Source organism: Sphingomonas sp. HMP9, assembly GCF_013374115.1.
Taxonomy (GTDB): Bacteria; Pseudomonadota; Alphaproteobacteria; order Sphingomonadales; family Sphingomonadaceae; genus Sphingomonas.
Genome location: NZ_AP022673.1, coordinates 462,501 through 488,478, shown reverse-complemented (window position 1 = coordinate 488,478; position 25,978 = coordinate 462,501). Strand labels below are relative to the sequence as shown.

General features: G+C 60.1%; 14 protein-coding genes, 1 tRNA gene, 2 rRNA genes, 2 pseudogenes and 1 other annotated feature (1 of these 20 running past the window's edge). Of the genes and pseudogenes, 7 read left to right on the top strand and 12 right to left on the bottom strand.

Annotated features, from left to right (window positions below; genetic code table 11):
• Positions 1-15: 15 nt before the first annotated feature.
• A complete protein-coding gene (locus HMP09_RS02260) occupies positions 16-1,053 on the bottom strand; it encodes a cupin-like domain-containing protein (RefSeq protein WP_176499004.1) in 1,038 nt (345 codons plus the stop codon).
• Between the two features lie 224 nt (positions 1,054-1,277).
• Here HMP09_RS02260 and HMP09_RS18245 point away from each other — a divergent pair, with 224 nt between their 5' ends.
• From HMP09_RS18245 to HMP09_RS02240, 6 genes are all read left to right on the top strand, one after another.
• Positions 1,278-2,225 (top strand): hypothetical protein, encoded by a 948-nt coding sequence (locus HMP09_RS18245; RefSeq protein ID WP_197942449.1) that lies wholly within the window; start codon positions 1,278-1,280, stop codon positions 2,223-2,225.
• Positions 2,114-2,800, top strand: coding sequence for a sialate O-acetylesterase (locus HMP09_RS18240; protein ID WP_197942448.1), 687 nt, complete (start codon positions 2,114-2,116; stop codon positions 2,798-2,800). Before HMP09_RS18245 ends, HMP09_RS18240 begins: the two co-directional genes overlap by 112 nt.
• A 919-nt stretch (positions 2,801-3,719) precedes the next feature.
• Positions 3,720-6,818, top strand: a complete 3,099-nt coding sequence (locus HMP09_RS02250) for a TonB-dependent receptor (RefSeq protein WP_176499003.1) — start codon at positions 3,720-3,722, stop codon at positions 6,816-6,818.
• A gap of 98 nt (positions 6,819-6,916) precedes the next feature.
• Entirely contained in the window at positions 6,917-8,359 is a 1,443-nt protein-coding gene (locus tag HMP09_RS02245) for a tetratricopeptide repeat-containing sulfotransferase family protein (protein WP_232090560.1), read from the top strand.
• 717 nt (positions 8,360-9,076) lie between these two features.
• On the top strand, positions 9,077-9,808 hold the full coding sequence (locus HMP09_RS18320) for a recombinase family protein (RefSeq protein ID WP_232090558.1): 732 nt from the start codon (positions 9,077-9,079) through the stop codon (positions 9,806-9,808).
• Positions 9,700-11,034 carry a recombinase family protein gene (locus HMP09_RS02240; RefSeq protein WP_232090831.1) on the top strand — a complete coding sequence of 445 codons (1,335 nt, stop codon included), beginning with the start codon at positions 9,700-9,702 and terminating at the stop codon, positions 11,032-11,034. The genes HMP09_RS18320 and HMP09_RS02240 overlap by 109 nt, the downstream gene beginning before the upstream one ends.
• A gap of 103 nt (positions 11,035-11,137) precedes the next feature.
• Here the strand turns inward: HMP09_RS02240 and HMP09_RS02235 are convergent.
• The 7 genes and pseudogenes from HMP09_RS02235 to HMP09_RS02205 form a co-directional block, all read right to left on the bottom strand.
• Positions 11,138-11,398, bottom strand: a pseudogene (locus HMP09_RS02235) (transposase); the annotation flags it as partial.
• Between the two features lie 229 nt (positions 11,399-11,627).
• A complete protein-coding gene (locus HMP09_RS02230; protein WP_197942447.1) occupies positions 11,628-13,601 on the bottom strand; it encodes an alpha amylase C-terminal domain-containing protein in 1,974 nt (657 codons plus the stop codon).
• Positions 13,598-14,935, bottom strand: coding sequence for a cupin domain-containing protein (locus HMP09_RS02225; RefSeq protein WP_176499000.1), 1,338 nt, complete (start codon positions 14,933-14,935; stop codon positions 13,598-13,600). The genes HMP09_RS02230 and HMP09_RS02225 overlap by 4 nt, the downstream gene beginning before the upstream one ends.
• A gap of 20 nt (positions 14,936-14,955) precedes the next feature.
• Entirely contained in the window at positions 14,956-16,113 is a 1,158-nt protein-coding gene (locus tag HMP09_RS02220; protein WP_176498999.1) for a cupin domain-containing protein, read from the bottom strand.
• A gap of 15 nt (positions 16,114-16,128) precedes the next feature.
• Positions 16,129-17,940 (bottom strand): GMC family oxidoreductase, encoded by a 1,812-nt coding sequence (locus HMP09_RS02215; RefSeq protein WP_176498998.1) that lies wholly within the window; start codon positions 17,938-17,940, stop codon positions 16,129-16,131.
• A 24-nt stretch (positions 17,941-17,964) separates the two neighbouring features.
• Positions 17,965-19,002 carry a gluconate 2-dehydrogenase subunit 3 family protein gene (locus HMP09_RS02210; protein ID WP_232090557.1) on the bottom strand — a complete coding sequence of 346 codons (1,038 nt, stop codon included), beginning with the start codon at positions 19,000-19,002 and terminating at the stop codon, positions 17,965-17,967.
• Positions 19,003-19,629: 627 nt separating this feature from the next.
• Positions 19,630-20,858, bottom strand: a pseudogene (locus HMP09_RS02205) (IS3 family transposase).
• Positions 20,461-20,577: a sequence feature (AL1L pseudoknot), on the bottom strand. Its footprint overlaps the pseudogene before it by 117 nt.
• Before the next feature lie 53 nt (positions 20,859-20,911).
• Between HMP09_RS02205 and HMP09_RS02200 the strand changes: the two are divergent.
• Positions 20,912-21,706 (top strand): zinc ribbon domain-containing protein, encoded by a 795-nt coding sequence (locus HMP09_RS02200; RefSeq protein ID WP_176498996.1) that lies wholly within the window; start codon positions 20,912-20,914, stop codon positions 21,704-21,706.
• Here HMP09_RS02200 and HMP09_RS02195 read toward each other — a convergent pair.
• From HMP09_RS02195 to HMP09_RS02180, 4 genes are all read right to left on the bottom strand, one after another.
• On the bottom strand, positions 21,651-22,919 hold the full coding sequence (locus tag HMP09_RS02195; protein ID WP_176498995.1) for an IS256 family transposase: 1,269 nt from the start codon (positions 22,917-22,919) through the stop codon (positions 21,651-21,653). The two genes, HMP09_RS02200 and HMP09_RS02195, sit on opposite strands and share 56 nt — an antisense overlap.
• Positions 22,920-23,114: 195 nt before the next feature.
• A tRNA-Met gene (locus HMP09_RS02190) sits at positions 23,115-23,191 on the bottom strand.
• A gap of 85 nt (positions 23,192-23,276) precedes the next feature.
• Positions 23,277-23,391: ribosomal RNA gene (gene rrf / locus HMP09_RS02185) — 5S ribosomal RNA — on the bottom strand.
• A gap of 256 nt (positions 23,392-23,647) precedes the next feature.
• Positions 23,648-25,978 (bottom strand): 23S ribosomal RNA (locus HMP09_RS02180) (it continues 466 nt past the right edge of the window).

Genomic DNA, 25,978 nt, shown 5'->3' with positions numbered 1-25,978 from the left:
CGCTGACAAAGCGCTTCAGCCGGGTTTGCGCGCCGCAGGCATTGGCGGCGGACTTAGGGCGTCGGCGATCTGTGCCGTAAACCGGGCATTCCGCATTTCCGACGGTGGCGCTAGCACGCCCAGCGCATGCGACGGCAGGTGATTGCCGGCGTCCGGCGCCGCGTCGTCGAATACATAATGCTCGAACCAGCGGCGCCATGCCAAGCGCTGGGCCGGCGCGAGATCGCGGATCGCGAGGACGGCGTGGCTCAGCGCGCCCATCGGCGAAAGCGCATGCGGCTCGGCCCACCAGTAATTTACCATCACGTTGAACGCGGCGGTCGCCTTAACGCTATGCCACCAGATCGGCGGAATGAAGAGCGCATCGCCGGGGTCGAGATCGGCAACGAGCCCGTGCCCCATGGCGTCTGCGAATTTGGGAAAGCGTTCGAAGTCAGGGTTCTCGAGATCCACCATGCTGACTGGCGGCCCTGCGATCGTGAAGTGGAACGGGCCGACATAGAGGTTGCCGACCTGTTCGGGCGGGAACAGCGTAAAACGCCGCCGACCCGCCACGACTACCGCAACGTTGCTCGCCTCGTCGAAATGCGTGGCGACGTGCGTACGATTGCCTACCCATATCCGCGGCTTGGCACCCGGCAAATCGAACGACAGGGGATTGTCTGCGATCCAGGCGGACAGGTGATCGTCCGCGGCAGCGGCGCCGGAATATAACGCAACGGGCTCCTTTTCCCCACGAAGCGACAGCAGCTTGTCGAGAAGTCCGCTGAGCGAGCCGAACCGCTTCTGGAAGTTGCAGGCCTGCATCGACGCATCGTAAAAGAACCGACCATCGATCTCCGGCGGACCGATCAGCACTTCGGCCGGACGTCCGCGGTCCATCGCCTTCATGTAATCGACCAGGGTTTCGTCGGACCGGAGCCCTGCCGCAACGGCGGGCCACCGACTTGCCTGACCCCGCAATATGATAGGCCGGTCCCGCGTCGCGATCTCGTCGGCGAACCGCGCCGCATCGACCGGGCCGGTTTCATCGACCTTGGCGTGAATCATCATAACCGGCTCTCCTCGCCGCCTTCTAGCGTCGGTTGCCAAGAAGCTGAAGACCGTCCGCTGTGTAAACGCGCATGCCACAATTATCGGAGTGCAGGGCCGCTGTCATCGTATCCAGGCAGGTGCGATTGCTGGGTGCATGCCAACTGGTCATGCACGTCTTTGATGATATTCTGCGGTCAAGACATCGCGACAATCAGCGACACACGTCAGGGATAACGCCGATTATGAAGCTCCTGCTCTACACCGCTCTCCTCGCCGCCACCGCGACATCACCGGCGGCCGCACAGCTCAAGCTGCCGCGTCTGTTCAGCGACCACACCGTGCTGCAGCGTGATCGGCCGCTGCACGTCTGGGGCTGGGCGCGTGCAGACACGAACGTTGCCGTGTCGTTGCATGGCCAACGCGTAATCGCGGTCGCCGACCGCCTCGGCCGATGGGAAGCGTGGTTGAAGCCCGAAGCGGCAGGCGGACCCTATGTGCTCGTCGTGGATGGAGGTGCAGCGGAGGGCAAGGTCCAGGTACAGGATGTGATGCTTGGCGACGTTTGGTTCGCATCGGGCCAGTCGAACATGGAGTTCCCGCTAAAGGGCTTCGACGGCGCGCCGCTAAAGAATGCCGCCGCGGAGATCGCAGCAGCCACCGACCCGCACGTTCGGCTCCTCCGTATCGAACACAAGAGCAGTTCCATCCCGCTACGCGACATCGATGCAACCTGGACGACTACTACGCCCGCGACCGCCACCGACTTCTCGGCCGTCGGCTATTTCTTTGCTCGCGAAATCGCAGCTCGCGAGCACGTGACGGTAGGCGTAATCGACTCGACCTGGGGCGGCACACCTGCTGACAGCTGGGTGTCGACCGACGCGTTCGCGACCGACGCAACGCTGGCCCCCGCCATCGACGCACGTGCTCGATTTCAACAGGACCAGACCGACGCGGACCTAGCCACCGTCGCTGAGGCTCGCGAGGATGCTGCCATCCTTGCGTCGGGCGGTAAGCCTCCCACGCACCCATGGCACCCCCCGAGGATGCGTACCGGCCGTCATCACTGTACAATGCAATGGTCGCGCCCTTCACGGGCTACGGCATCAAGGGCGTTATCTGGTACCAGGGCGAGACGAACAGCAACGTCGCGCGCGCGCCATATTACGCCGACCTCTTCCGGGGACTAATCACCGACTGGCGTCACAATTTCGCGCAGGGGGCTTTCCCATTCCTTTTTGCGCAGATCTCTTCATTCAACTCACCCGACGAAGAGTGGGGTTTGGTACGCGATGCGCAGCGTCGTGCTCTTGTGCTGACCAACACCGCCATGGTGGTGACGACCGACGTCGGCGATCCCGACAACGTCCATCCAGCCGACAAGCAGACAGTCGCCGCGCGACTTGCACTCGCGGCCCGCAGCGTCGCGTATGGGGAGCACGTTGCGTATCAAAGCCCGCTGTTCCGCCAAGCAAGTGGCGAACCGGGTGGGAAGCGCATCTGGTTCGATCATGCCGAAGGCCTGACGAGCCGGGGCGCACCAGTAATGGGCTTCGAGATCGCCGGGCCTGATCGCAAATTTGTTCCCGCGACCGCGCGGATCGATGGCGAGAGCGTGTTCGTAACCGGGGCGGTATCGAAACCTAGCTACGTTCGCTACAATTGGAGCAACGTCGTACCCGGTAGCCTCTACAATGCCGCAGGCTTGCCCATGTCGACGTTCACCTCTGAAGAGCGCATCCGAGGTCATTTAACTTACCCTTAAAATAATTCTTCGCCTTCCCGAGCTAACAGAGCGACACGAGATTCACGATGTCGCTGTTCGGTTAAACGCCATTCCTCCGCCTACCCCTTCTTGTAACTTGGCAATTGTCTCAACTCACCAAGTGATAAATGACCAGATATCATGTTCCTCGTACCAAAAAGGGTATCCAGTCCCAATTGCCGATCCTGTTCAAGCAGGTCCGAGCCACCAACTTGCGCGTTGATTCACACAAGTATTAATGTATTCTTGGCGATGTTGCGATTTATCACAACGCGCCACGACACGATCGCGAAATTACGCGAACCATGTCCACAGCGACACAGGCCTAGAAGTGGACGCTCGCGGCGTACTTTCCTGTTCTCAACCTTGGCCGCTCGTTCATTTCGGTAAGGACGCCGACGTGGGATACCGCCTAGCCCCCACCTACGGCCGTCTCAATAAGAGAATATTGGGCGCTCGTGTCACCCTTGAAGAAGCGTATCAATAAGATGGTCGTCGGCAGGTAGCTGCCCGTCGATCATCAGCATGGCGAGACCATGAACAAGCACCCCAGATCGTAGCGCGCCCGTCTTTACTTGATCCGAACCGCCCCCGGCACCGACCCTTGTAGGGTCAGAGGCTGGCACAGAGCAGTCACTCCCCCAACGGCCTAATGCTGCCCAATTGTTAAGCAATTAACAAAGATTGCCTATAATAGCAGCAAGTTCCGTTCAATAATCGTCAGTTACTGTGCCATTTCTGCGACAGAAATCCGCAAAGCGCCTACGCGCTAATTATCCGGGTTTACACAAATATGACTATTTGTTCACCTGCCCGTCATGTTCCTCGGGAGTCGCAAACACTGTGATCGAGAGGGGACGGACAACGCTCGGAAGCAGACGGCGACGCCGCTGCGACCGGGTCCAACGGGGGTGTACCAATGACCAAATCATCGAACGGTCTACGCGGCGGAGCAGCGTTGCAAGCGTTAGCGCTCATGGGTGCCGGTCTCGCTGCAACAATGGCGTTGGCAGCACCCGCGGTAGCACAGGATTTTACGAATGGCGCCATGGTTGGTGTCGTCAATACACCCGAAGGCACTCGCGTCTCAGGTGGTACCGTCACCGTCGTATCTAATGCTCAGGGCTTCACGCGAACTGCCCAGGTTTCGGCTGATGGCGCTTTCCGCGTGCCTGCGCTGCCGGTAGGTTCCTATTCGGTAACCGTTGCATCGCCTGGCTTTCAATCCTTGATCGATCGCAACGTTTCCGTAGTCGCAGGCTCTAGTGCGACCTACACTTTTACCTTGACGGCGATCGCCGCAGGAACTCCGGCGGGAGGCGATGAAATCGTCGTGACCGGCCGCGCGGTGCGCGGCAACGATTTCAGCACCAACACCGGCGGCCTCGCGATCGGCAACGTCAGCGACCTGCTGAACAGCACGCCGATCGCGCGCAACCAGACCGCGCTCATCCTGCTCGCACCGGGCGCCACCGCAGGCGACACGGCGTTCGGGGACGGCAATCTACCCTCGCTAAGCGGCGCGACGGTCGCCGAGAATCAATATTACGTGAACGGCCTGAACGTCACCAACTTCCGCAACTTCGTCGGCAGCCAGAACCCGCCGATCGAATTCTACCAGAGCTTCGATACCAAGACGTTCGGCCTGTCCGCCGAATATGGCCGTGCGCTGGGCGGCTTCACCACCACAGTGACCAAATCGGGCTCGAACACGCTGAAGGCCGGCGCGATCGTCGCATTCTCGCCGGACGGGCTGCGTGACGATTCACCCAACACCTACGCCGCCTACAACCAGACCGACTATGTCGATAACGTCGAGGCCAATTTCTACTTGAGCGGCCCGATCATCAAGGATCGCCTGTTCTTCTACGGCTTGTACAATCCCAACTACAGCAAGACGCAGAACAGCAGCATCACGCTCGGCCAGCGTCTGACGGAAACCAACAGTTCGCCGTTCTTCGGTGGCAAGATCGACGCGATCATTACCGACGGCCATCGCCTCGAAGGTACGTATTTCCGCAACGCGCAGACAAAACGTACACGGTACGACGCGTTCAACGGCACGACCGGCGCTGTCGGCGCACCGATCGGGGACATCATCGAGAAATCGGGCGGCGACAATTTCGTCGGCAGCTATACGGGCCAGTTCAGCAAGTGGCTGACGCTCTCTGCGGCCTACGGCGAAAATCACGACGATCGGTCGTTCACGCCTTTGCCGGTCCAGTCGCTCATCCAGAGCACGCTGACGGGCACGACGACCACGGCTCGCGGCTTCGACAGCGGCCTGAGCACCGACGAAGACGTCCGAAAGTTTATGCGGGCGGATGGCGACATCTACGTCAACCTGCTGGGCTCACATCATTTCCGGTTCGGATACGAACAGGAAAAGCTGACCTCGACGACCGATACGCGGTACGCGGGCGGCTATCGCTACCTGCTCGCGCCGACCTATGTCTATCGCTACAACTACGTGAACGAAGGCACGTGGAAGTCGAAGAACGAGTCCTATTATATCCAGGACAACTGGTCGCTCATCAACGATCGCCTGACGTTGCAGCTCGGCCTGCGCAATGATCGCTTCAGTAACGATACGCTCGAAGGCACGACCTTCAACAAGTCAGGCAATCAATGGGGTCCGCGTCTGGGTGCCGCGTTTGACGTGTTCGGCGACAAGCGTACGACGATCCGCGGATCGTGGAGCCGCTACTTCCTGCCGGTGGCAACCAACACCAACATCCGCCTCGGTGGCGCCGAACTCTATTATCGTCAGCGCTTTGCCTATCCGACCGGCGTCAATCCGGCCGTGTTCGATGCCAACGGCCTTCCCGCCGGCCTGACCTACGACGCTCTGGGCAATATCGTGGGTCTCGGAGTCACGACCGGTGGGGTCGCAGGTGCCTGCCCCGCGGTCGCCGGAGCGGACGCCGGTGCGAATTGTAGCGCTGTATATTCCGACGGCGTGCTCGGCCCGACGGACACGCTCGTGTCGTCGACGCTCAAACCGAGCTATACCGACGAATGGACCATTGGTGCGCAGCAGCGCCTAGGCGACTGGACGTTCGGGCTGACGTACATCAACCGCCGGCTTGGCCGGACGCTCGACGACGTCGCGATCGATGCGGCGGTTCTGTCGTATTGCGATCGTGAGGGCATCAATGGCTGCGGTGACGTGTTCTCCGGTTTCCACCAGTATGTGCTCGCCAACCCCGGCCAGGACATCCAGGTACGGCTCGACGGCGACTGCACTGCGGATCCTCGCCAGTGCGAAGTCGCAAACCTGTCGGCAGCCGATCTCGGCTTCCCCAAGGCGGTTCGCAAATATGACAGCGTCCAGTTCGAATTCGAAAAGGCGCCGTCCAACGGCTGGTATCTGCGCGGCTCGTACACCTACACCAAGCTGCGCGGAAACTATGAGGGTGCGGTCAAGTCGGATAACGGCCAGGACGATGCCGGCCTGACGCAGGACTTCGATCAGCCCGGTCTTCTCGACGGTGCGACGGGTGTGCTGGCAAACGGACGTGCGCATGCGTTCAAGCTGTTCGGCAGTTACCGACTGACCAAGGACATCAGCATCGGTGCGAACATGCTGTTCGAGTCGCCGCGGAAGTTCTCATGCATCGGTCAGCATTACGACTCGGACAACTTCGCGTATCAGTATGACAATGCCAGCTATTACTGCACGCAGCCGCAGTTTGCGGACCGCCCGAGCTTCGTAGATCCGACGGACCCAACGCGGACGTCGTACCTGGTCGATCGGAGCACCGCGTTCAAAAGCCAGTGGCGCAAGCAGATCGATATCAACGTGCAATATGATATCGCGGCACTGCCTGGCAGCTTCATGAGCGTCGACGTGTTCAACGTGTTCAACTTCAAGTCGAAGCTGGACTACAATGAATTCGGCAACAACGCAGGTGGTTCGCTCAACGAGCGATATGCGCAGGTGACGGGCTATCAGGCGCCACGGTCGGTGCGCCTGACGCTGGGTCTTCGCTTCGGCGAGCCCGCGCGCGGCGAGTAACGCTACGGTCTTATCTGCCAGGAGGGGCGGCACCATGCGGTGTCGCCCCTTTTTTGTTTGCCCCAAACGACCGGTGCCTTTGACACCGCCCTCCCCGAATGATGAAACGATCCATGATCACTGCTCCGCTTGCCGACCTCCAACGCTTGCTTGCGATTCATGATCGCCACGCAATCAACACGCTGCTGGCAGACTGGCTCGATCGCGACCTTGCCGTGGGGGATCGCTGGGCCGCGTTCGCGGAGATTCTTGCGAAGCACGGTGAGTGGACGCTGGCGCTCCGCGCGGTCCGCCGTCACCGAGCCGCAGCCCCCGACGATCACACGCGCTGGTTCGCCGAAACGGTGATGCTCGCTCGTTCAGGGCGTAATGCGGAAGCCCGCGCCTCTGCCGCATCGATGCTGGAAGCGTTACCATCGGACGTTCGACTTGCCCATTTCCTAGGAGCGCTCTCTTCTGAAGCCGGCCTGTTCGACGATGCACGACATTATTTCGACACCGTCCTCCAGGCCAATCCACAGTCCGGTCAGACGTGGCTCGAGCTCTCCGCCGTCCACCGTTTCACCCATGGAGATCCATTGCTTGATCGGTTGCGTCGAACGGTATCCAATGCCGTTCCAGATGGAACCTATTCAGCGCTGACGTATGCGCTTGGCAAGGCATTGGACGATATCGGCGATGTCGACGCAGCCTTCTCGGCTTTTGCGCAGGGGGCTCAATTGGTGGCCGCTGAGCGCCATTACGACGCAACGGCTGATCGTACTCAGGCCGATGCGGTTGTCGCTGCGTGGGACGACGTTACATTCAGCCAGGCCAAACGTGCGACGGGCTCAACTCGGCTTTTCGTGACCGGTCTTCCTCGGTCTGGTACGACGCTCGTGGAGCATAGTCTTGCGAGCCATCCCCTAGTGGCAGGTGGTGGCGAGTTGAACCTGCTGTCGACGATCGCGCAGGAAGCGGGGGGGATAGGCCCCGACTCACTAGCTGCTTTTGCCCGTGCGGGGCGCACGGCAGACGAACTGGTCAGTCTTTATGATCACCTGGTCGGTCAACGCTTCACACCGGGAGCACGTGTAGTCGACAAGACGATTGACGCCAGTCGCATGCTGGGCATGGTGGCGACCCTGATGCCAGACGCGCCTATCATCTGGTTGCGCCGCAATCCGCTAGATACTGCTTGGTCGTGTCTCCACACCTATTTCGCACGCGGCGTGCCATGGAGCTGGTCGCAAGAGACCATCGCTATGCATTTCGCGCTCGAGGATCGGTTGTTTGCCTTCTGGCGATCGCGCCTCGGTAGCCGGTTGCTTTGCATAAATTATGAGGAACTTGTCGCCGCCCCCCACGTATGGATTTCGCGTATCGTGGCCCATGCGGGCCTGCCCCAAGACCCCCGTACGCTGTCTCCGCACAAGACCGAACGCGTTGTGCTCACCTCGAGTGTCGCCCAAGTGCGCCAACCAATCAGCCGCAATGCCATCGGGTCAGGACACCGCTATAGCCGCCATCTTGAACCGTTCCTCAACGCGTACCATAGTTAAATAAGTCGATCGACTTGCATTGTTGTACCGAAGACTAACGATTAGTTAGCGCCGTCGCACCTTGATTATTATCGCCCTCACAGCATGATCGTTGTTCGCAAAAGTACGTTCGTAACTTAACAGATATTAATTATGATCGATGCCGATACCGACCTCAAGCCGCAAGCTTGAGCAAAACAGGTCTACTGCAACACTCCCACTTTATGACATACCTGCGCCTAGCGAACAGTCCAAGTGCGAGGAACGCCTCTCGGTTTACATACGGATTTGTCCGCACACCCTACGCATGGTGCGTGGATAACTCGGCTATCTGTCTCATCTCGACAAACTGATGAACAAACGGCTGCTTACAGCGATCGCTTTCCCAAAGCGGACCGGCCGCTTTCCACCAGAAATCGGCAATTGGGCCCCTGCCCCATCAAATTAACGAACGGCCGCTCACCGCGATCGCTGCCCGAAAGCGGACCGGCCGTAATCCACCAATATGAACAGCGGCAGATCCGCCAACGGCGGCGTCTTGATGCGGCCCAGCAACTATGTGGGAAGGTTGGAGTCAAAGTGACGCCCCGCGCGCCAGATGGCTTGGATGCCGTCGCAGCCCCCCTCGCCGCTCCACGATCTCGCACTGGACCTCGCGCGTTTGCTGGCGCGCGATCTGGCGCGGCAGCAGAGATCCCAGAGGAATCAGGTCGCCCCGAAAACAGGTAGGCGACCATCATGACGACCTACGTTTCGAATGCAGGAAGCACGAATGGAGGAAAGATGAAGCGGTGTGCGATTTATGCGCGGTATTCGACGGATAAACAGGACGTGCAGTCGATCGAGACGCAGCTGATGATGTGCCGGCGCGAGGTGATGCGCCAGGGCTGGCAGGAAGTGCTCTGCTTCACAGACGCAGCGGAATCGGCGGCTACGATGCATCGCCCCGGTATGAAGGCACTGCTGGCGGCCGTTGCCGCAGGCGTCGTCGACATCGTCTACGCCGACGCCATGGACCAGCTGTCGCGCAGTCAGGCTGACATCGCGACATTGTTCGACCGTCTCCGGTTTCGCGGCATCCTCCTGGCGACGCGCAAGGAAGGCATAGTCACGCCGCTGCACATCGGCATGATTGGTACGATCAACGCCGAGCAGTTGAGCGCCACCAGCGACAAGACGCGCGATGCGCTGGTGCGTCGTCACACGATGGGGAAGTATCCTGGTGGCTCTGCCTATGGCTATGAGAAGCGCATCGAGCACGACGGCAATGGCGAACGCATCCGGGCCTACAGAAGATCGTGCCCACCGAGGCCGCGGTATTGGTCCGCATCGTTGAACACTATGCAGCCGGCCTATCCCCCATCGCCATCACGCGGCGTCTCAATGCCGAGGGCGTACCTTCGCCGCGCAGCGGCAAAGCGAGCCAACATCCGCTCGGCAAGGCCGCGGCATGGACGCCGAACACGCTGACCGGCAATGCCGCACGCGGCACCGGCATCCTGAACAACCCGCTGTATATGGGCCGACGGCCGTACGGCAAGCAGACGTATCGCAAGAATCCGGAGACGGGAAAACGCCACGCTTTCATCAATCCGGAAGAGAAGAGATCTGATGACGTCGAGTCACCGGCCCTGAGTATCGTCCCCCTCGAACTGTGGGACCGGGTCAAATCTCGGCAGGCTACGCTATCGCGCGGGCAGAAACGGCGTACCGAGATGGCTGGCCTGCCGTTCTTTGCTCAACAACGCCCGCGGTATCTGCTGACCGGCAAGATGACCTGCGGCAGCTGCGGCGCGAGCTATGCGAAATCGGGCAAGACCCGGTTCGGCTGCCAGGGCGCCGCCAAAAAGGGACCCACCTGGTGCGACAACCGGCTGACGATCCGGCAGGACGAACTCGACGCGCGCGTGCTGGCGGGTCTGTCGAGGGAGATGCTGCGTGACGACGCCGTTGCAGCGTTCCTCCTGGAATATGAAGCAGAGACCCGTCGACTGACGGCGGAGACGGTCAGAGCCCGCCCCGAGCGGGAAGCCGAACTGGTCAATCTCGATCACCAGATCGCGCGCGCCAAGGCGGCTATCCTCAAAGGCGTGGATGCGAACGTGTTCGTGGACGAGATGAAGATCTGGACCGAGCGGCGCAAGGCCCTGCTCGCCGAACTGGAACTTGCCGAGCAGGAGACCACACAGACGGTTTCCCCGGAGCCCGAGCTGCTTACCCCGGACCTGAGCCGCGTGTACCGCGAGAAGGTCGAACAGCTCACCGCGGCGTTCGAGGACCACGCGCTGAAGGCGCAGGCGTTCGAACGGTTGCGCGCGCTTATCGAGGGGGTGGTGCTAACGCCGGAAGACGGCAATCTCGCAGTCGACCTACGCGGCGAGCTTGCTGCGATGCTGTCGCTATGTGCTGGGGCGGAAACGCAAATATCCTCCGCGAGTATTCCCTCGGAGGTGTTGCAAATCAAGATGGTTGCGGGGACCCATTCATGGACGCTCAGCGCCCTTCTTACGCTTTCCAATTCCGGACACACTCACTCATCGGTTCGCGATCGCCCTAAAGCTGCGCTGGAATGGCAAGCTTTGGGACAATTCTGCCGTTCCCACGAATGGCCTGAATGGCGTTTTCGGACGAAACCCGCCATTGGCTGGTTAGAAAGGCGGCGATCCATGGATTGGGTTGGGCTGGGTCCAGACTAGCGATTTCCTGTGCCCTAAAACATGGCTGCTGCTAACAAAAAGCTATGACCATCGAACGACGCTGGACACTGCGCGCCTACCATCAAGGCTCAGGACTCGTTGATCACAGCCAGAAGATGACGGTGGCGGCGAGGGCGATGGCGGAGAAGAATACTGTCGGGCATCGATCGTAACGGGTGGCGACGCGGCGCCATTCCTTGAGACGGCCGCACATTATCTCGACGCGGTTGCGGCGCTTGTCGCAACGCTTGTCGAACTTGATGGATGCGAGACGGGATTTTCGCCCAGGAATGCAAGGTTTTATCCCCTTTTCTTGGAGGGCATCCCTGAACCAGTCGGCGTCATAGCCGCGGTCGCCCAGCAGTCATTGCGCCTTGGCGCATATCGTCCAGCAGCGCAGGAAACTGCCTTTGCCTCCACAAATCGTGCGCCCGCACTTGATATTGCTCGATCTGGCCAAGCATTGCGCCGATCCGAGATCGGTGCCCGACGATATTCGCAATTCTCCGGATTCAGGAAATCAACGCAAGGGTTACGTCCTCCGACATAGAAGTCTATCACCGTATTGCCGAACGAGTAAACGTCTGAGCCTTTCAGTCGCCACCATCGCGGGTTAGCACAAGAAAAGCATTTGCAGGAATTGTCAGAGAGGCGGAGCACGGTAGGCCAATTGTGGGATCGTTCCTCGCCATCACGCTGCCCCCGTTCCCGGCAACAACAGGATTAACCCAGTTTTCGTAGAGATCGCTGTTGAAGGTCTCTGTCCAATGGCCGGCAGACGGCATTGGTATCGAAAAGCCATGGTGCGTGCTTTCATTCAGGCTCGCCACGATGACGACATCACGCCCGCTCCCTTCAAGCCAGCGATGCACGACGATAACGCGGGCAACGTCGTCAGCCAGACGAACCACGCAGTTCTCACCGCGCAGCGCTGGATGACGTCGCCGGAGCGAGATTAGCTCGCGGGTGAATCGGTGGAAGTCGGTCATCGTCTTGTCAGCCGAGAGGCCGGACCAATAGAGCGATGTCCCAGGATGACTGGCCGGGTCGTCAGACCAGCGTTTGTCCTCGAAGAATTCCTGTCCCATGAACAGCATCGGGATGCCGGGCGCTGTGAGCAAGAGCCCCGTCGCCACACGAGCCCGGCTGGTGGCGAACCAGGACCGAGAATTCCCGCCGCCGGCCAACGCCGCGATCCGCGGCTCGCGGTCGTGATAGACCTCGTCGTGACTCTCGATGCACTGCACGCAGCGCCACGCCTCTCTAAACCTGGGTGCCCGTAGCTGGGATATCAGCGCCTGCCAGCTCATCGGTGCATCGCGTCCTCCGGCCACAGCTGCGAGCAGGCCGCGGATCGTCTCGCGCAGGCCGTCGTGCCAGATCGCGTCGAAACCTGCGCCACCGGCCTCGCGCGGCCGGACGACCGCAGGCTCTGGACCCCAGTACTCGGCTATGTCGATCGCTCGCGCGGCGCGGTGGCGGAGCGTGTCGGTGAGATCCTGGCAGAACAGCCAGCCGCTGCCGGCGTTCTCGCGGTCGATGACCGTGACCTGGTCATAGCGGAAACCGTCGATGTGATATTCGTCGAGGAAGAAGGTGGCATTGTCGATGAGGAACTGGCGAACGTCCCGGTTCCAGAAGGCGAAGACGGGTCCGGTGTGATCGCGCTCGGAGAAGTACAGGCTGTCGTTCGGGTTGAAGCCTGCAGCGCGGTCGAAGAAATAGAGCGATTCGGGCTGCCCCTTTATGTCTCCAGAAGCGTGATTGAAGACAATATCGAGGAGGACCGCGATGCCGTAGAGATGGCAAATGTCGATCATCACTTTGAGCTGATTGATTCCCGCGGAAAGATCGGCCTGCGAGAGGGGCGGGTGTCCCTTCTGTGCAAGCAACCGGTTGATCGTCGGCAGGTAGGCGCCGAGCTCACCGGGCGGTACCTGGTAGTCCATCTCGGGCGAGAAGAGGTCGGAGCCGTTATACCCCATGCTGCGCGGTGTGCTGTACTCGATGATCGGCAGCGGCTCGATTGCGTTTATACCGAGATCGGCGAGATATTCGATGCGATCGAGGACATCGAGAAAGGTACCCACACGCGTGCCCGGGGCCGGGCCCGCCCACGTGCCGATATGCAGCTGATAGACGATAAGGTCGGAGAAGGCTGGCGGCCTCCATCCGGCATCATGCCAGGTATATGCCGTGGGCGAGCGCAGTATGCAGGCGGGGCCGGGCCATCCTCGCGTCAGCTCGCGCGCATAGGGATCGCGCTTAAACCCTTCCGAACCCTCTCCGACGACATAGAACTTATAGAGGTGTCCCTCAGCCAGGCCCGGCACAAAACCCGCCCAGCGGCCATCGTCCTGGCGTTTGAGAAGGCTGAGCGCGTCGTGCGCCCAGCCGTTGAAATCGCCGCAGACGTGGACCTCCCTGGCGAGGGGCGCCCAAACACGGAACGTCGCGCCGGCATCGACCAGCGTCGCTCCCATGGGCGTCTGTGCGCCGATGTGCTCCTGCGTTACCGCCATCGAAGTGGAGTTCCCGATATTGCCCGGCGCGGCGGCGGCATTCAATCGTATCCGCCGAACATGAAGAATTCCACGTTTGTGTCGCCGTCGTTGACCAGGGCATGCAGCTGGCCCCCGCGAATTAGGACGATGTCACCGCGCACCATGGTGCGAATCTCGAAGGCGCGCGCGCGCCGATGGTGCTGCGCCCAGTCACCGGTGATCATGTAGGCCTTCTCTCCCCGCTCGCCGCTGATCAGCAGGAAAGCCTCGAGGCTGTCGCGGTGGCGATGGAGGCCGATCGCACTGTTGGGAGCGATCGAGTGAAGGTCCATATAGTTGGCCGCCATGAATAGCTCGCGGCCTTCCGGCGGCGGCTTGCGGCCATAGGCGTCCAAATTCCAATCATGCAGCTCGCGCCCAAGCTCGCTCATCCATTCCTCGCCGAGTTCCTGTCGGCGCTGCGCCTCATGCCCGAAATAGTTCGAGAAAAGATTACGGTAGTCGAGGGAGCCGAGCCCGCCATGCGGGTTGCCGCTCTTTCCCGCGCCGAAATAATTGCGCCAGCCGCGCAGCGACATCGCAAATTCGAACCGGTAATTGCGGCCGTCATCGGAGTCCCAGCGATCGCTCGCCTTGTTCGCCCAGGCGAGTTCGATCGCCAGCGGGCGGATCGGATGCATACTGTGGTCGACGGCATAATCGAACGTCTCGAAACCCTTCCCTTCAGACTTCAGGCGGTCGCGCATCCCGTCAAACGCGGGGCCTTCAAAATCGGCGAGGCTGCCCACGACGAGATCGGGCCGCACGATGAGCTCGCCGTGGTCCATCGCGGCCGTGCCCTTGGGGTCGAGATGGGCCCGCAGGTCGGCGCCCGGATAGGCCCAAATCTCTATCTCGTAACGATGCGATATCTCGTTGTAGGGTACCGTGATCAGAGCGCCGCCTGTACTGGCCTTTCCGACTGTCAGGAACATCTGGACCGCGTCCTCGCGGTAAGGGCCGCCGTCGGCCGACAGCGGCGAGGCGAGGCACGGGGTGTAGGATATGTGCAGGCAGGATCCGGTCCAATCACCCGCGTGGGCATAGCAGCGCATCAGCTGCGTTTCGGCAAGATCGAACGACTGGACGTTCTGTTTCTGGAAATCGTTCTTGTTGTCCTGCAGGCGCGGATCGGCGACTTGCCAATCGTCTCCCGCCGGGCCGTAGAGGGCGAGATTGCGGAACGGGATTAGAAAATTGCGAGAGTCCACGAGGTAGTGCTGCGCTCCGGCGGAGGGCTCGAACCCCTCGTAGGCTTCGATGATCTTCGTGAGCGGATTGTGCCGGTTGTAGTTCGGCGAGGTTCCGGGCTCGATCGGAACGACGTTGTGAATCTCGTGCTCGATGATCGAGAACATGTTCGAAGTCTCCCGCGGTCTCAGGCGCTGTGATAGAGGAAGGCGACGAATTTGAGATCACCCTTGCCGGTGTTGGCAATGCCGTGGATGCCGCCGCTCTTTGTGAAGATAACGCTGCCCGGCTTGACCGGTACTTCGCGGCAAAAGCGAGGCTCGAAACCGTAGACATGCCGCATTACGAGGGGTGCATCGGCAAGCTTGGGATCGTCATTCTCGCCGAGCCAGGCATGGCCCGTTCCCTCGACCACGTAGTAGAGTTCCTCGCTGCCGATATGGCGGTGGGTTCCCTCGACTACGCCTTCCGGAATTGTCACCTCGTGGAAGAACACATCGGCGCCGCCGAATTCCTGCTGAAGAATCCAGCGCATTTCAACGACATTGACATTGCCGGGTTTGGCATCCGGGTTGTCGTCATTCATCATCGCGTTGCGGTATTTGACGGGCTGGACCGTTGAGACATCCTCAAAGTACCAGCCGCGCGCGAAATCGACGCCGTAGCTGTCCTCATGCACCGTATTAGCGAAATCGCTCGGGTTGGGACTGTTGGGCACCTGGATATTGCGCTGGTAGTAGTTATCCCGCGACCGCTCGCCATCTGGAACCGTACGACCGAGCGGTTGGTAGACCGGGCTTTCCTCGAACCAGACGTTCACCCAGCGCAGATCTTCGAAAGCGCCGTCGGCGAGCACTGGATTGATCTTGGGAACGGTGGTGATTGCGCCGTTGTGACCCATCATCGAGAGAACCTGATAGTCGTGCCGCCGTCCCGGCGGCGGCTCTAACGTCTCCCACAGCTCGACCTGATAAGCGTTGATCCAGGGGCAAAAGTCGAGCGAGACGCGGGTCTGGGCAGACACATTCTCGTTGGCCAGCGCAGCCCGAACATCGGCCACCAGCGATGGGCCGAGGAAGCGGTTGCTCTCGCGCAGCACTTCGACAAGTCGCGAGGCGCGATACTCGATCCTTAGGAAATTGGTGATCTTGGTGCCGTCGAGATAGACCTCGCCCTTAAGGATCGTGAGATCGGCCTTTCCGCGCACTTCCCAGACGTTGTAACGATAGCGCGAGGAGCGCGTCGCGTTGAGATACTGGGCGTGGTAGATCCGGTCGGGGAAGAACACGACCTGGAATACCTGCGCCCAGGGGTCGGTCGCCAGCTTGTCGAAGCGCGGATCCATCTTGCCTTTCGCTCCTCAGATCAGGTCGGCGACGCGAAAGGCGTTCGCCTGGATGGTCAGGGTCGGATTGCCGCCACCCGAGGTGGGCATGAAGGATCCGTCGGTGACAAAAAGGTTGTCGAAGCCCCAGACGCGGCAACTCGGGTCTAGCACCGAGACATCCTCGCTCTCGCCGAAGCGCATTCCGCCAAGAATGTGGTTCGCCACCCGGACAGCATTGCCGTAGACCGAGCCTTCGCTGATGTCGTTGCGCGTGGCGCCGGGCACCCCCTTAAGCAAAATATCCTCGCACACGCCGGCGAGCGTCCCCATCACCGCGCCGTCATGCGGATGCCAGTCCTTGATGACATGCGCGGATCTGCGTCCCCATTTGTCAGGGGTGGCGTGAAGCTCGATCCGATTTTCATAGCGCGGCACCTGGTTGGCCATGAAGCTCACGGAAAGCCTCGTACCGAAATCCTCGTTAAGCCAGCGAATGAGGCCGTCGCCGCGCTTCTCCATCGCGCCGCTGAATCCCGCCCAGAAGGTATCGAGGTCGGTGCTGCCGTCAGTGCGCGCCAGCGTGATCGGCAGGCACTGATCCGAGGTGTTGTTGTAGATCGCGCCGCCGGCCCAGAGACCATTGGCATCGAGGAACTCCTGTTGCGCGCAGGCATCGGTCGCGAAATCGCTATCGAGCGAGATCGACTTGTCGAACCGGTAATTCTTGATCGCGACCTCGGCCCCGCCAAAGGCATGCGTGAGGAAATAGCGGCCAAGATGGCTGCCGTCTTCCTCGAACCGGATCGCCTTGCCGAAGCCTAGCCGGTCGTGCTCGGCGGACAGCATCATCAACCGCACCGACTCTATCGCTGAACAAGCGACGATTATCTTTTTCCCCGTGACACGCCGGGCGCGCCCGCTCTCGTCGCGGTAATGGACGGCAACAATCTCGCGTCCACGGCTTTCGAGATAGGTAACGGTCGAATTCGGACGCAGCTCGAGATCGAACCCCTCACGAATGGTCGGGCGTAGTAGCGTGACCCAGGTGTTGGACTTATAGCCGAGAGGATCGCCGTACCGGTTGACGTAGCCGACATGGGGATCGCCCGCTTTGCGATTGCTTGGGAGATGATCTTCGGTGATGACCGCGAGCGGCGTGCGGTAGGTCGCGAAACCGCAGTTCTCCATGCCCTTGCGAGCGAACTCACTAATGGGATTGGGATTCCGAGGTTTTTGATACTGGTCCGGATCAGAGAAGCCGTTTTTCTTGGCCTTGACCTGCCCCTCGGAAGTTCCGTTAATCCCAATGAGGTATTCGGCCTTCTCATAATACTTTTTCAGCTTCGCATAGCCGAAGGGCCAGTCGATCACGTGGCGCAGCGCGTCGCGGTCCGGGTCGTTCTTCAACGCAATCTGGCGATCGTCGTTGAAGCTCTTCAGGCGAAAATCATTCTCGGAGAAACGCAGCGAGACGCCGCCGTAGAGCTGCGTGCCCCCGCCCACGACCTGGGCGGTATAGCCTTCTATCGTGACGCGGGGGCCGTTGCCCGCGAGATCGGAAAAGATGTGCGGCTCGTCGTTGAGGTCGGGCTCGATGTGGCTTGTGAAGAAGGGCTGGCCACTGTTAGCCATGCCGGGAATGTTGATGATTCGCTCCGTGCCGGCGTTGAACATTTCATCGCGCTTGAAGTCGCTGAGGCTGCCTTCGTGCCGCTCATCCTGAGTGAGCAGTAGCGGTCCTTTTTCGAGGACGAGAACCGATTTTTTATCCCGGGCTTTCTCATAGGCGATCGGCGCGCCGCCAGCCCCGCTGCCGATGATGACGTAGTCGAATTGGTCCCTCATTGTTCCGATCCCCCCCGAGGTCGATCAACCGCGATATTCCGTACTCGTCCCGAGCGGCTTCTCCTGGCCCCGCCGCCAGTCGAAAGCGGTTTTGCCGTCGCTTCCCGTGAAGTGCTCGGAAAGAAAGGCCCAGGCCATTCCGCCCGGATTTCCGCCATATTTTGGATGAGCGAAGGCGCCTGTCATTGCGTGGCGCCGCAAGAGGCGCAGAAAGTCCGCGGGATCGTTGTAGCGCATCCGGTCCCAACCGTGTTCGAACAAGGCGGCGGCTCCGCTCGCCATGTCGTCATAGAGGGAGACGTAAAGCCGCTCTTCCATGGCTTCAGGCGGCACGCGCATCTCACGGCGGCGCAGCACTGCATCGATCATCTCGAGGCAGGTCTTGTAGGCATAAAGGCGGTGCCGTTCTTCGCGCGCGACGACCTTGTCGATATAGTTTGCCACGCCGACCGAGATGTCGAGCCGGTAGAGATGGCCCCCATTGCCGCCGCCGCCCTCACGCCCGAGGAAGTTCTGCGCCTCTTTGCTGTTGAACGGCAGGATGTGCCTGGTGAGCCTCTCAAGGATTGTGAATTCCCAACGCTCGAAGCTGATTGGCTGATTGTAGGCCCAAGTAAAGAAGCTCGACCAAATTTGGCCGGATGCCGTGATTTGAATCTGAGGATTGATGGGGTCGGCGACGACATTGCCCTCGACGATGAGCAAGTAGCGATAGCGCGCGCCTTTCGGCACTTTGAGCGTCAGGGCAAAGAAGATCGAGTCTCCGATGCGCCTGAGATCAAGGGGCTCGAACAAGCGATGGCAGGTCGTGATGAGTTGGACCGAGTGCGGCGGCCGATCGGCATCATCGCATCGCCAGATGAAGCTTACATCGTTGAATTCGTAAGCGTGGGGCTCGGGCCCATCGTGACTGTCGATTATCGGAAACCGCCAGCATTCGGAGATCCGGCTTCGCGAAGTTTCTGCATCGACGCCATAGGCGCTGTGCCTTTCGTCCGCATTGTCACGCGCGAGATACTTCGTGCAGTAATTGAGAATATACTGATCATCTTTGATAACCACAGTCGCGACCATAATTCCTCGCAATCTGGAGGTGTGGTGAGCCAATTAAGGCCAAAAAACCTTAACGCGCGTCAAAGAGAAATGCAAAGCCGTCACTGAACCTAAGTAAACCACACCAGTACGAATCGGATGACGAGAGATTTTCCCCAATCGAGCTTATTGGTAACATCCAATTGCTCACTGCGGAATAGAGAAAAATGGAGACATCAAGGTTCTTCAATAAAGTGATGCTGCGGCTGCGGGAGAAGTTCACACCGGATATTTGACGAACGTGGCTGTGTCATCAGCGTGATATCGGAATCGACCAGGGGTGAGACGGCCGACGAGCAAATCGGTTTCGTGTCGTTGATCTGGCCGTCCGCCGTGTTCACGTTCGAAGGCGTCTGGCCCAGGGAGATGTTTCACGCCGGTTCGACGTTGCGCGAAAGGTGGGTTCGCGACGGATCGCGGATACGGCCACCGCCACCAACGAACTCACATTTCTCGATGGTGGACATCCCGATTTCATCGGGCCGCTTAATCCGCCCCCGGTCAGCGGCGGATAATCCACCAATCGTGACGATCGATGACGCTGAAGGAATGGCAGGTTGAATCGCGCCGGGTCTACCGGAGGCGTTGGGTTGTGAGTCACGCCGCCATATCGATGTTGTCCGCGGCAGCATAATATTGATCTTCGGCTTCGGCAGGCGGGATGTTGCCGATGGGCTCCAGCAGCCGGCGATGGTTGAACCAGTCGACCCATTCGAGGGTCGCGTATTCCACCGCTTCGAAGGATCGCCAGGGTCCACGGCGATGGATGACCTCGGCCTTGAAGAGACCGTTGATCGTCTCGGCCAAAGCGTTGTCGTAGCTGTCGCCGACGCTGCCGACCGAGGGCTCGATCCCGGCCTCGGCGAGGCGCTCGGTGTACTTGATGGACACATATTGCGACCCACGGTCGCTATGATGGATAAGGCCGCCCCGATGGGTCGGCCGACGATCGTGAAGCGCCTGTTCCAAGGCATCAAGGACGAAGCTGGCATGAGCCATCCTGCTGGCTCGCCAGCCGACGATCCGCCGAGCATAGGTATCGATAACGAAGGCTACGTAGACGAACCCCGCCCAGGTCGCGACGTAGGTGAAGTCCGAGACCCACAGCATGTTCGGCGCTGGCGCGTAGAACTGGCGGTTGACGTGATCGAGCGGGCACGGCGCCGCCTTGTCGCTGATCGTGGTGCGCACCGGCTTGCCCCGGATCACGCCTGCCAGGCACATCTCGCGCATCAGTCGCGCGACCGTACAGCGGGCGACGGGTACGCCCTCCCGTATCATCTGCCGCCAGACCTTGCGCACGCCGTAGACCGCGAAGTTCTCGGCGAACACGCGCGCGATCTCAGGCTTTAGGACCGCATCCTGCCGCGCCCGCGCCGACAGGCGTGTCGGATCCTATCGCTGCGCGACGCGCTCGTAGTAGGTGGATGGGGCGATCGGCAGGACGCGGCAGATCGGCTCGACCCCATAGGCATCGCGGTGATCGTCAATGAACGCGATCATCGCCGGAACGGGCGGTCGAGCTCCGCCTGCGCAAAATATGCGGACGCCTTGCGCAGAATCTCGTTGGCCTGCCGCAGCTCACGGACCTCGCGCTCGAGCGCCTTCAACTTGTCTGCAACCTCGGTCGGGACACCGGCACGCTTGCCGCTGTTGACCTCAGCCTTCTTCACCCACTCATGCAGCGTCTGCGGAACGCAGCCGCTCTTCTCCGCGATCGACACCACCGCTGCCCATCGCGAGGGATGATCCCGCTCGTGGTCGAAAACCATCCGTACCGCGCGTTCGCGATCTTCCGGCGCAAACTTGTTCGTCGTCTTGCTCATACAGGCTCCACCTTCTCAGGAGTTGGAGCCTCCGGCAAACCCGGCGCGGTTCAGTGCCCAATCTTCGTATCGTCAACGACTCGCAGTGGAGCGCGGTTCAGGCCCAGATCACGCGGCGTCTACGTCCCAGCACAAACGTTCCGGTCGCCCGCCAGAACCGTAAGAAGCACCTCCTGTCGGGCCTTATCATGTGTAGCTGCTGCGGGTCGGCCTACACGATATCCGGCAAGGACTATTACCGTTGTGCCGGCCAGAAGGAGCGCGGCACCTGCTCGAACACGGTGTCGGTCCGCAAGGGGCCACTCGAAACTGCAACCCTCTCGATCCTCCAACACCGGTTGCTAACCGGGGACCACGCCCGGCTATTCGCCGAGGAATTCAAGCGTGAGATGGCGCAACTCATCAGCACGTCGGCGGACCATGACCAATTGGTCATCGACCGCCTTGCCGTGGTCACCCGCGAGATCGACGCGCTGGCTGCGAACATGCTGGCGGCAGTAGCCAGCCCTACCCTGCTGAAGCTCCTTAGCGAACGGGAGACCGAGAAAGCGCGCTTGGAAGGACAGTTGCATACGCCAACCACAGCCGTGCCTTCGGCCAAGGTCCTGCCGCATCCGGCTCTGCTGCAACTGTTCGAAGAGAAGGTCGGCCGCTTGCGCGAAACGCTCGATACCGAGGCGGCCCGCGGCGAATCGGCAGAGATACTGGCGACGCTTATCGAGCGTGACGATCTACCCGGACGGCACGGATGGTCCCGAGGCGAGCTATGCCGGAATTTGGGTGACGAGGCGATCAGGCGGCGCGGGTTGATTGGCCGTCGACGACTTCGGTGCCGTCACGGAATGTGACACCAGCGACGACTTTGGGCAACTGGTTCTCGCCCTTCAGCCGGCGCCATTTCCTGGACGCGGCGATGACGAGTTTGAAGACCATGAGGCGTGCCGTCTTTGGTGACAGCGCGCCCTTGGTACGCACCGTCCTGTGGCGCACGGTCGCGAACACGCTCTCGATCGGGTTCGACGTCCGCAGATGGTCCCAGTGCTCGGCGGGGAAGTCGAAGAAGGTGAGCAGCCTCTCGCGATCCTTGGTCAGGCATTCGACGGCCTTGGTGTATTTCGCGCTATATTTCTCGACAAAGACGGCGATCGCCTTCTCCGCCGCTGCGCGCTCAGGCGCGCTATATATCTCGCGCAGGTCAGCTTTTATTGCAGGCTGCACCGACTTGGGCACCTTGTTCAGTACGTTGGCGATCTTGTGCACCCAGCAGCGCTGGTGGCGCGTGCTGGGCCAGACTTCGTCGAGCGCTTTCCAGAAGCCGAGTGCGCCATCGCCCACCGCGATCTCGGGTGCGATTGCGAGGCCGCGCCGTTTCACCTCGACGAGCAGCTCGCGCCAGCTCTGAGCGCTTTCACGGACGCCCACCTGGAAGCCGACCAGTTCCTTCCTGCCCTCAGGCGTGGCGCCGATCAGCACCAGCATGCACTCGGAATGATCCTCCATCCGCGCCTGCAGGTAGACGCCGTCCGCCCACACATACACGTAGCGGCGGGCCGATAGGTCGCGCGCCTGCCAGTGCTCGTATTCGACCTGCCATTCAGCGGTGAGCCGACCGACCACCGCCGGCGAAAGGTTGGGCGCGTCCTTGCCAAGGAGCGCCGTGAGCGCCTCCTGAAAATCGCCGGTCGAAACCCCGCGCAGATACAGCACCGGCAGCAGCGCATCCAGGCTCTTGGTCCGCCGTGCCCAGCGCGGCAGGATTGCCGACGAGAAGCGCACACGCTCCCCTTCCTCGGCCCCCCCGCGATCACGGATCTTCACGCGCGACACCGGCACCGGGCCAATCCCGGTCTGGACCTGACGCTCTGGCCCGTGCCCGTGGCGCACCAGGCGCGACCGTCCATCGGGTAGTCGCAGGTCGTCTCGCGCCGCCAGGAACGCCTCGGCCTCCAGTTCCACCGCCTGCGCAAGCAGCCGGCGAGCTCCGGCACGCAGCACCTCGGTCAACGGATCGTCGACATCATCGGGCTGGCGAAATTGAACGACGTTGGTAGTATCGGTCATGGCGTATCGCTCTCCTTGAGAGGTTCCGGCAGGCTCATCACCCGCCTCGATACGCCGCCTTCAATCCTCCACCGTCACCCATTTTCCAACATAGCTCTCCCGAGGCAGAGGTCCTCGCAAAGGTCGCCGATTTGCTAGCGTTTGCCACAAACGACAACGCCGCCCGTGAGGGCGGCGGTTGTAGTTCTATAGCGGTGGTTGCGGGGACAGGATTTGAACCTGTGACCTTCAGGTTATGAGCCTGACGAGCTACCGGGCTGCTCCACCCCGCGACATTCGCGTTAGCGAAGGGGTATGAGACGTGTGTGAATGGGTTTTGATATTGTGTTGTGCGTTGCATGTCGCACGGGCTTCAATGCCTGGCGACGACCTACTCTTCCATCGCTTGAGCGATAGTACCATTGGCGCAGTCGGGTTTCACGGCCGAGTTCGGAATGGGATCGGGTGGGACACCGACGCTATAGCCACCAGGCAATGAAGCCGGTGCGACATGCGTGACTGTGAATATCTGGGTCCCTCGGGTTTCGCATTACTGCAAAGCCTGAGGGTTTTAAAATCGATACCGTGCATTTTGTAGACCAACTTCTCGGAACACCGAGTGCTGGTGTATTGGTATTTGGACCAATCCCTCGACGGCGAGGGGATTGGCAATCTGGCGTCGTCTTAATCATCCGCACGCATCAGACGCGTTGGGCTAGGCCCAGTGTTGTCATTGATGGTGTGAGACTCTCAAGCGCGAATAGAGCAATTAGTATCGGTTAGCTCCATGCGTTACCGCACTTCTACATCCGATCTATCAACGTCGTGGTCTCCGACGGCTCTATGAAATCTTATCTCGAGGGAGGCTTCCCGCTTAGATGCTTTCAGCGGTTATCCCGTCCATACATAGCTACCCAGCTGCGCTCCTGGCGGAACGACTGGTACACCAGAGGTATGTTCAACCCGGTCCTCTCGTACTAGGGTCAACTCCTCTCAAATTTCGACGCCCACGGCAGATAGGGACCAAACTGTCTCGCGACGTTCTGAACCCAGCTCACGTACCACTTTAATTGGCGAACAGCCAAACCCTTGGGACCTGCTCCAGCCCCAGGATGTGATGAGCCGACATCGAGGTGCCAAACAACCCCGTCGATATGAGCTCTTGGGGGTTATCAGCCTGTTATCCCCGGCGTACCTTTTATCCGTTGAGCGATGGCCCTTCCACGAGGGACCACCGGATCACTATGACCGACTTTCGTCTCTGCTCGACTTGTCAGTCTCGCAGTCAGGCGGGCTTATGCCATTGCACTCTAACAGACGGTTTCCGACCGTCCTGAGCCCACCATTGCGCGCCTCCGTTACTCTTTAGGAGGCGACCGCCCCAGTCAAACTACCCGCCACAGAGGGTCCCTGTTCCGGCTTACGGAACGAGGTTAGACATCAGAAACAAACAGGGTGGTATTTCACCTATGGCTCCACATCAGCTGGCGCCGATGCTTCAAAGCCTCCCACCTATGCTACACAGTTTCTTCCTAATGCCACTCTGAAGCTGCAGTAAAGGTGCACGGGGTCTTTCCGTCTAACCGCGGGTACTCCGCATCTTCACGGAGAATTCAATTTCGCTGAGCATGTCCTGGAGACAGTGGGGAAGTCGTTACGCCATTCGTGCAGGTCGGAACTTACCCGACAAGGAATTTCGCTACCTTAGGACCGTTATAGTTACGGCCGCCGTTTACCTGGGCTTCATTTCAGAGCTTGCACCCCTCCACTTAACCTTCAGGCACCGGGCAGGCGTCAGGCCCTATACGTCGTCTTGAAGCCGACTTAGCAGAGCCCTGTGTTTTTGCTAAACAGTCGCTACCCCCTGGCCTGTGCCCCCTCAAAGTGCTTGCGCATAGTGAGGGCCTCCTTCTTCCGAAGGTACGGAGGCAATTTGCCGAGTTCCTTCAGGACACTTCTCTCAAGCGCCTTGGTATACTCTACCTGACCACCTGTGTCGGTTTCGGGTACGGTCTATACGGTGGGGCTATTTCCTGGAACCATTTCGAAGCCATCCCAATCCGATAAGGGATGACAACACACATGATCCGTCACACACCACCAGGCCCACGAATATTAACGTGGTTCCCATCGACTACCCCCTTCGGGCTCGTCTTAGGGGCCGGCTCACCCTGCGCGGATTAGCCTTGCGCAGGAACCCTTGGTCTTTCGGCGAGAGGGCATCTCACCCTCTTTATCGCTACTCATGTCTGCATTCGCACTTCCGATACCTCCACGACCCATTACCAGATCGCTTCACAGGCTTACGGAACGCTCCGCTACCGCGTACCACATAAGTGGTACACCCTAAGCTTCGGCACGTATCTTGAGCCCCGTTACATCTTCGCCGCAGGACCTCTTGTTTAGACCAGTGAGCTGTTACGCTTTCTTTAAAGGATGGCTGCTTCTAAGCCAACCTCCTGGTTGTTTTGGAAGTCCCACATGCTTTCCCACTTAGATACGATTTGGGGGCCTTAGCTGTAGGTCAGGGCTGTTTCCCTTTTGACGACGGACCTTAGCACCCGCCGTCTGTCTCCCGCATATCACTCTTAGGTATTCGGAGTTTGGTTAGGTTTGGTAGATCTCGCGACCCCCTAGCCCATCCAGTGCTCTACCCCCTAAGGTGTTCGTGCGAGGCACTACCTCAATAGTTTTCGCGGAGAACCAGCTATTTCCCGGCTTGATTGGCCTTTCACCCCTAAACACAACTCATCCGGTAACTTTTCAACGTTAATCGGTTCGGACCTCCAGTGCATGTTACTGCACCTTCATCCTGGTCATGCCTAGATCGCCGGGTTTCGGGTCTAATACATCAAACTCTGGCGCCCTATTCAGACTCGCTTTCGCTGCGCCTACACCTATCGGCTTAAGCTTGCTTGATACATTAAGTCACAGACCCATTATGCAAGAGGTACGCTGTCAGGCCATAAAAGCCCTCCAACTGCTTGTAGGCAATCCGTTTCAGGTACTGTTTCACTCCCCTCATCGGGGTGCTTTTCACCTTTCCCTCACGGTACTAGTTCGCTATCGGTCATGTACGA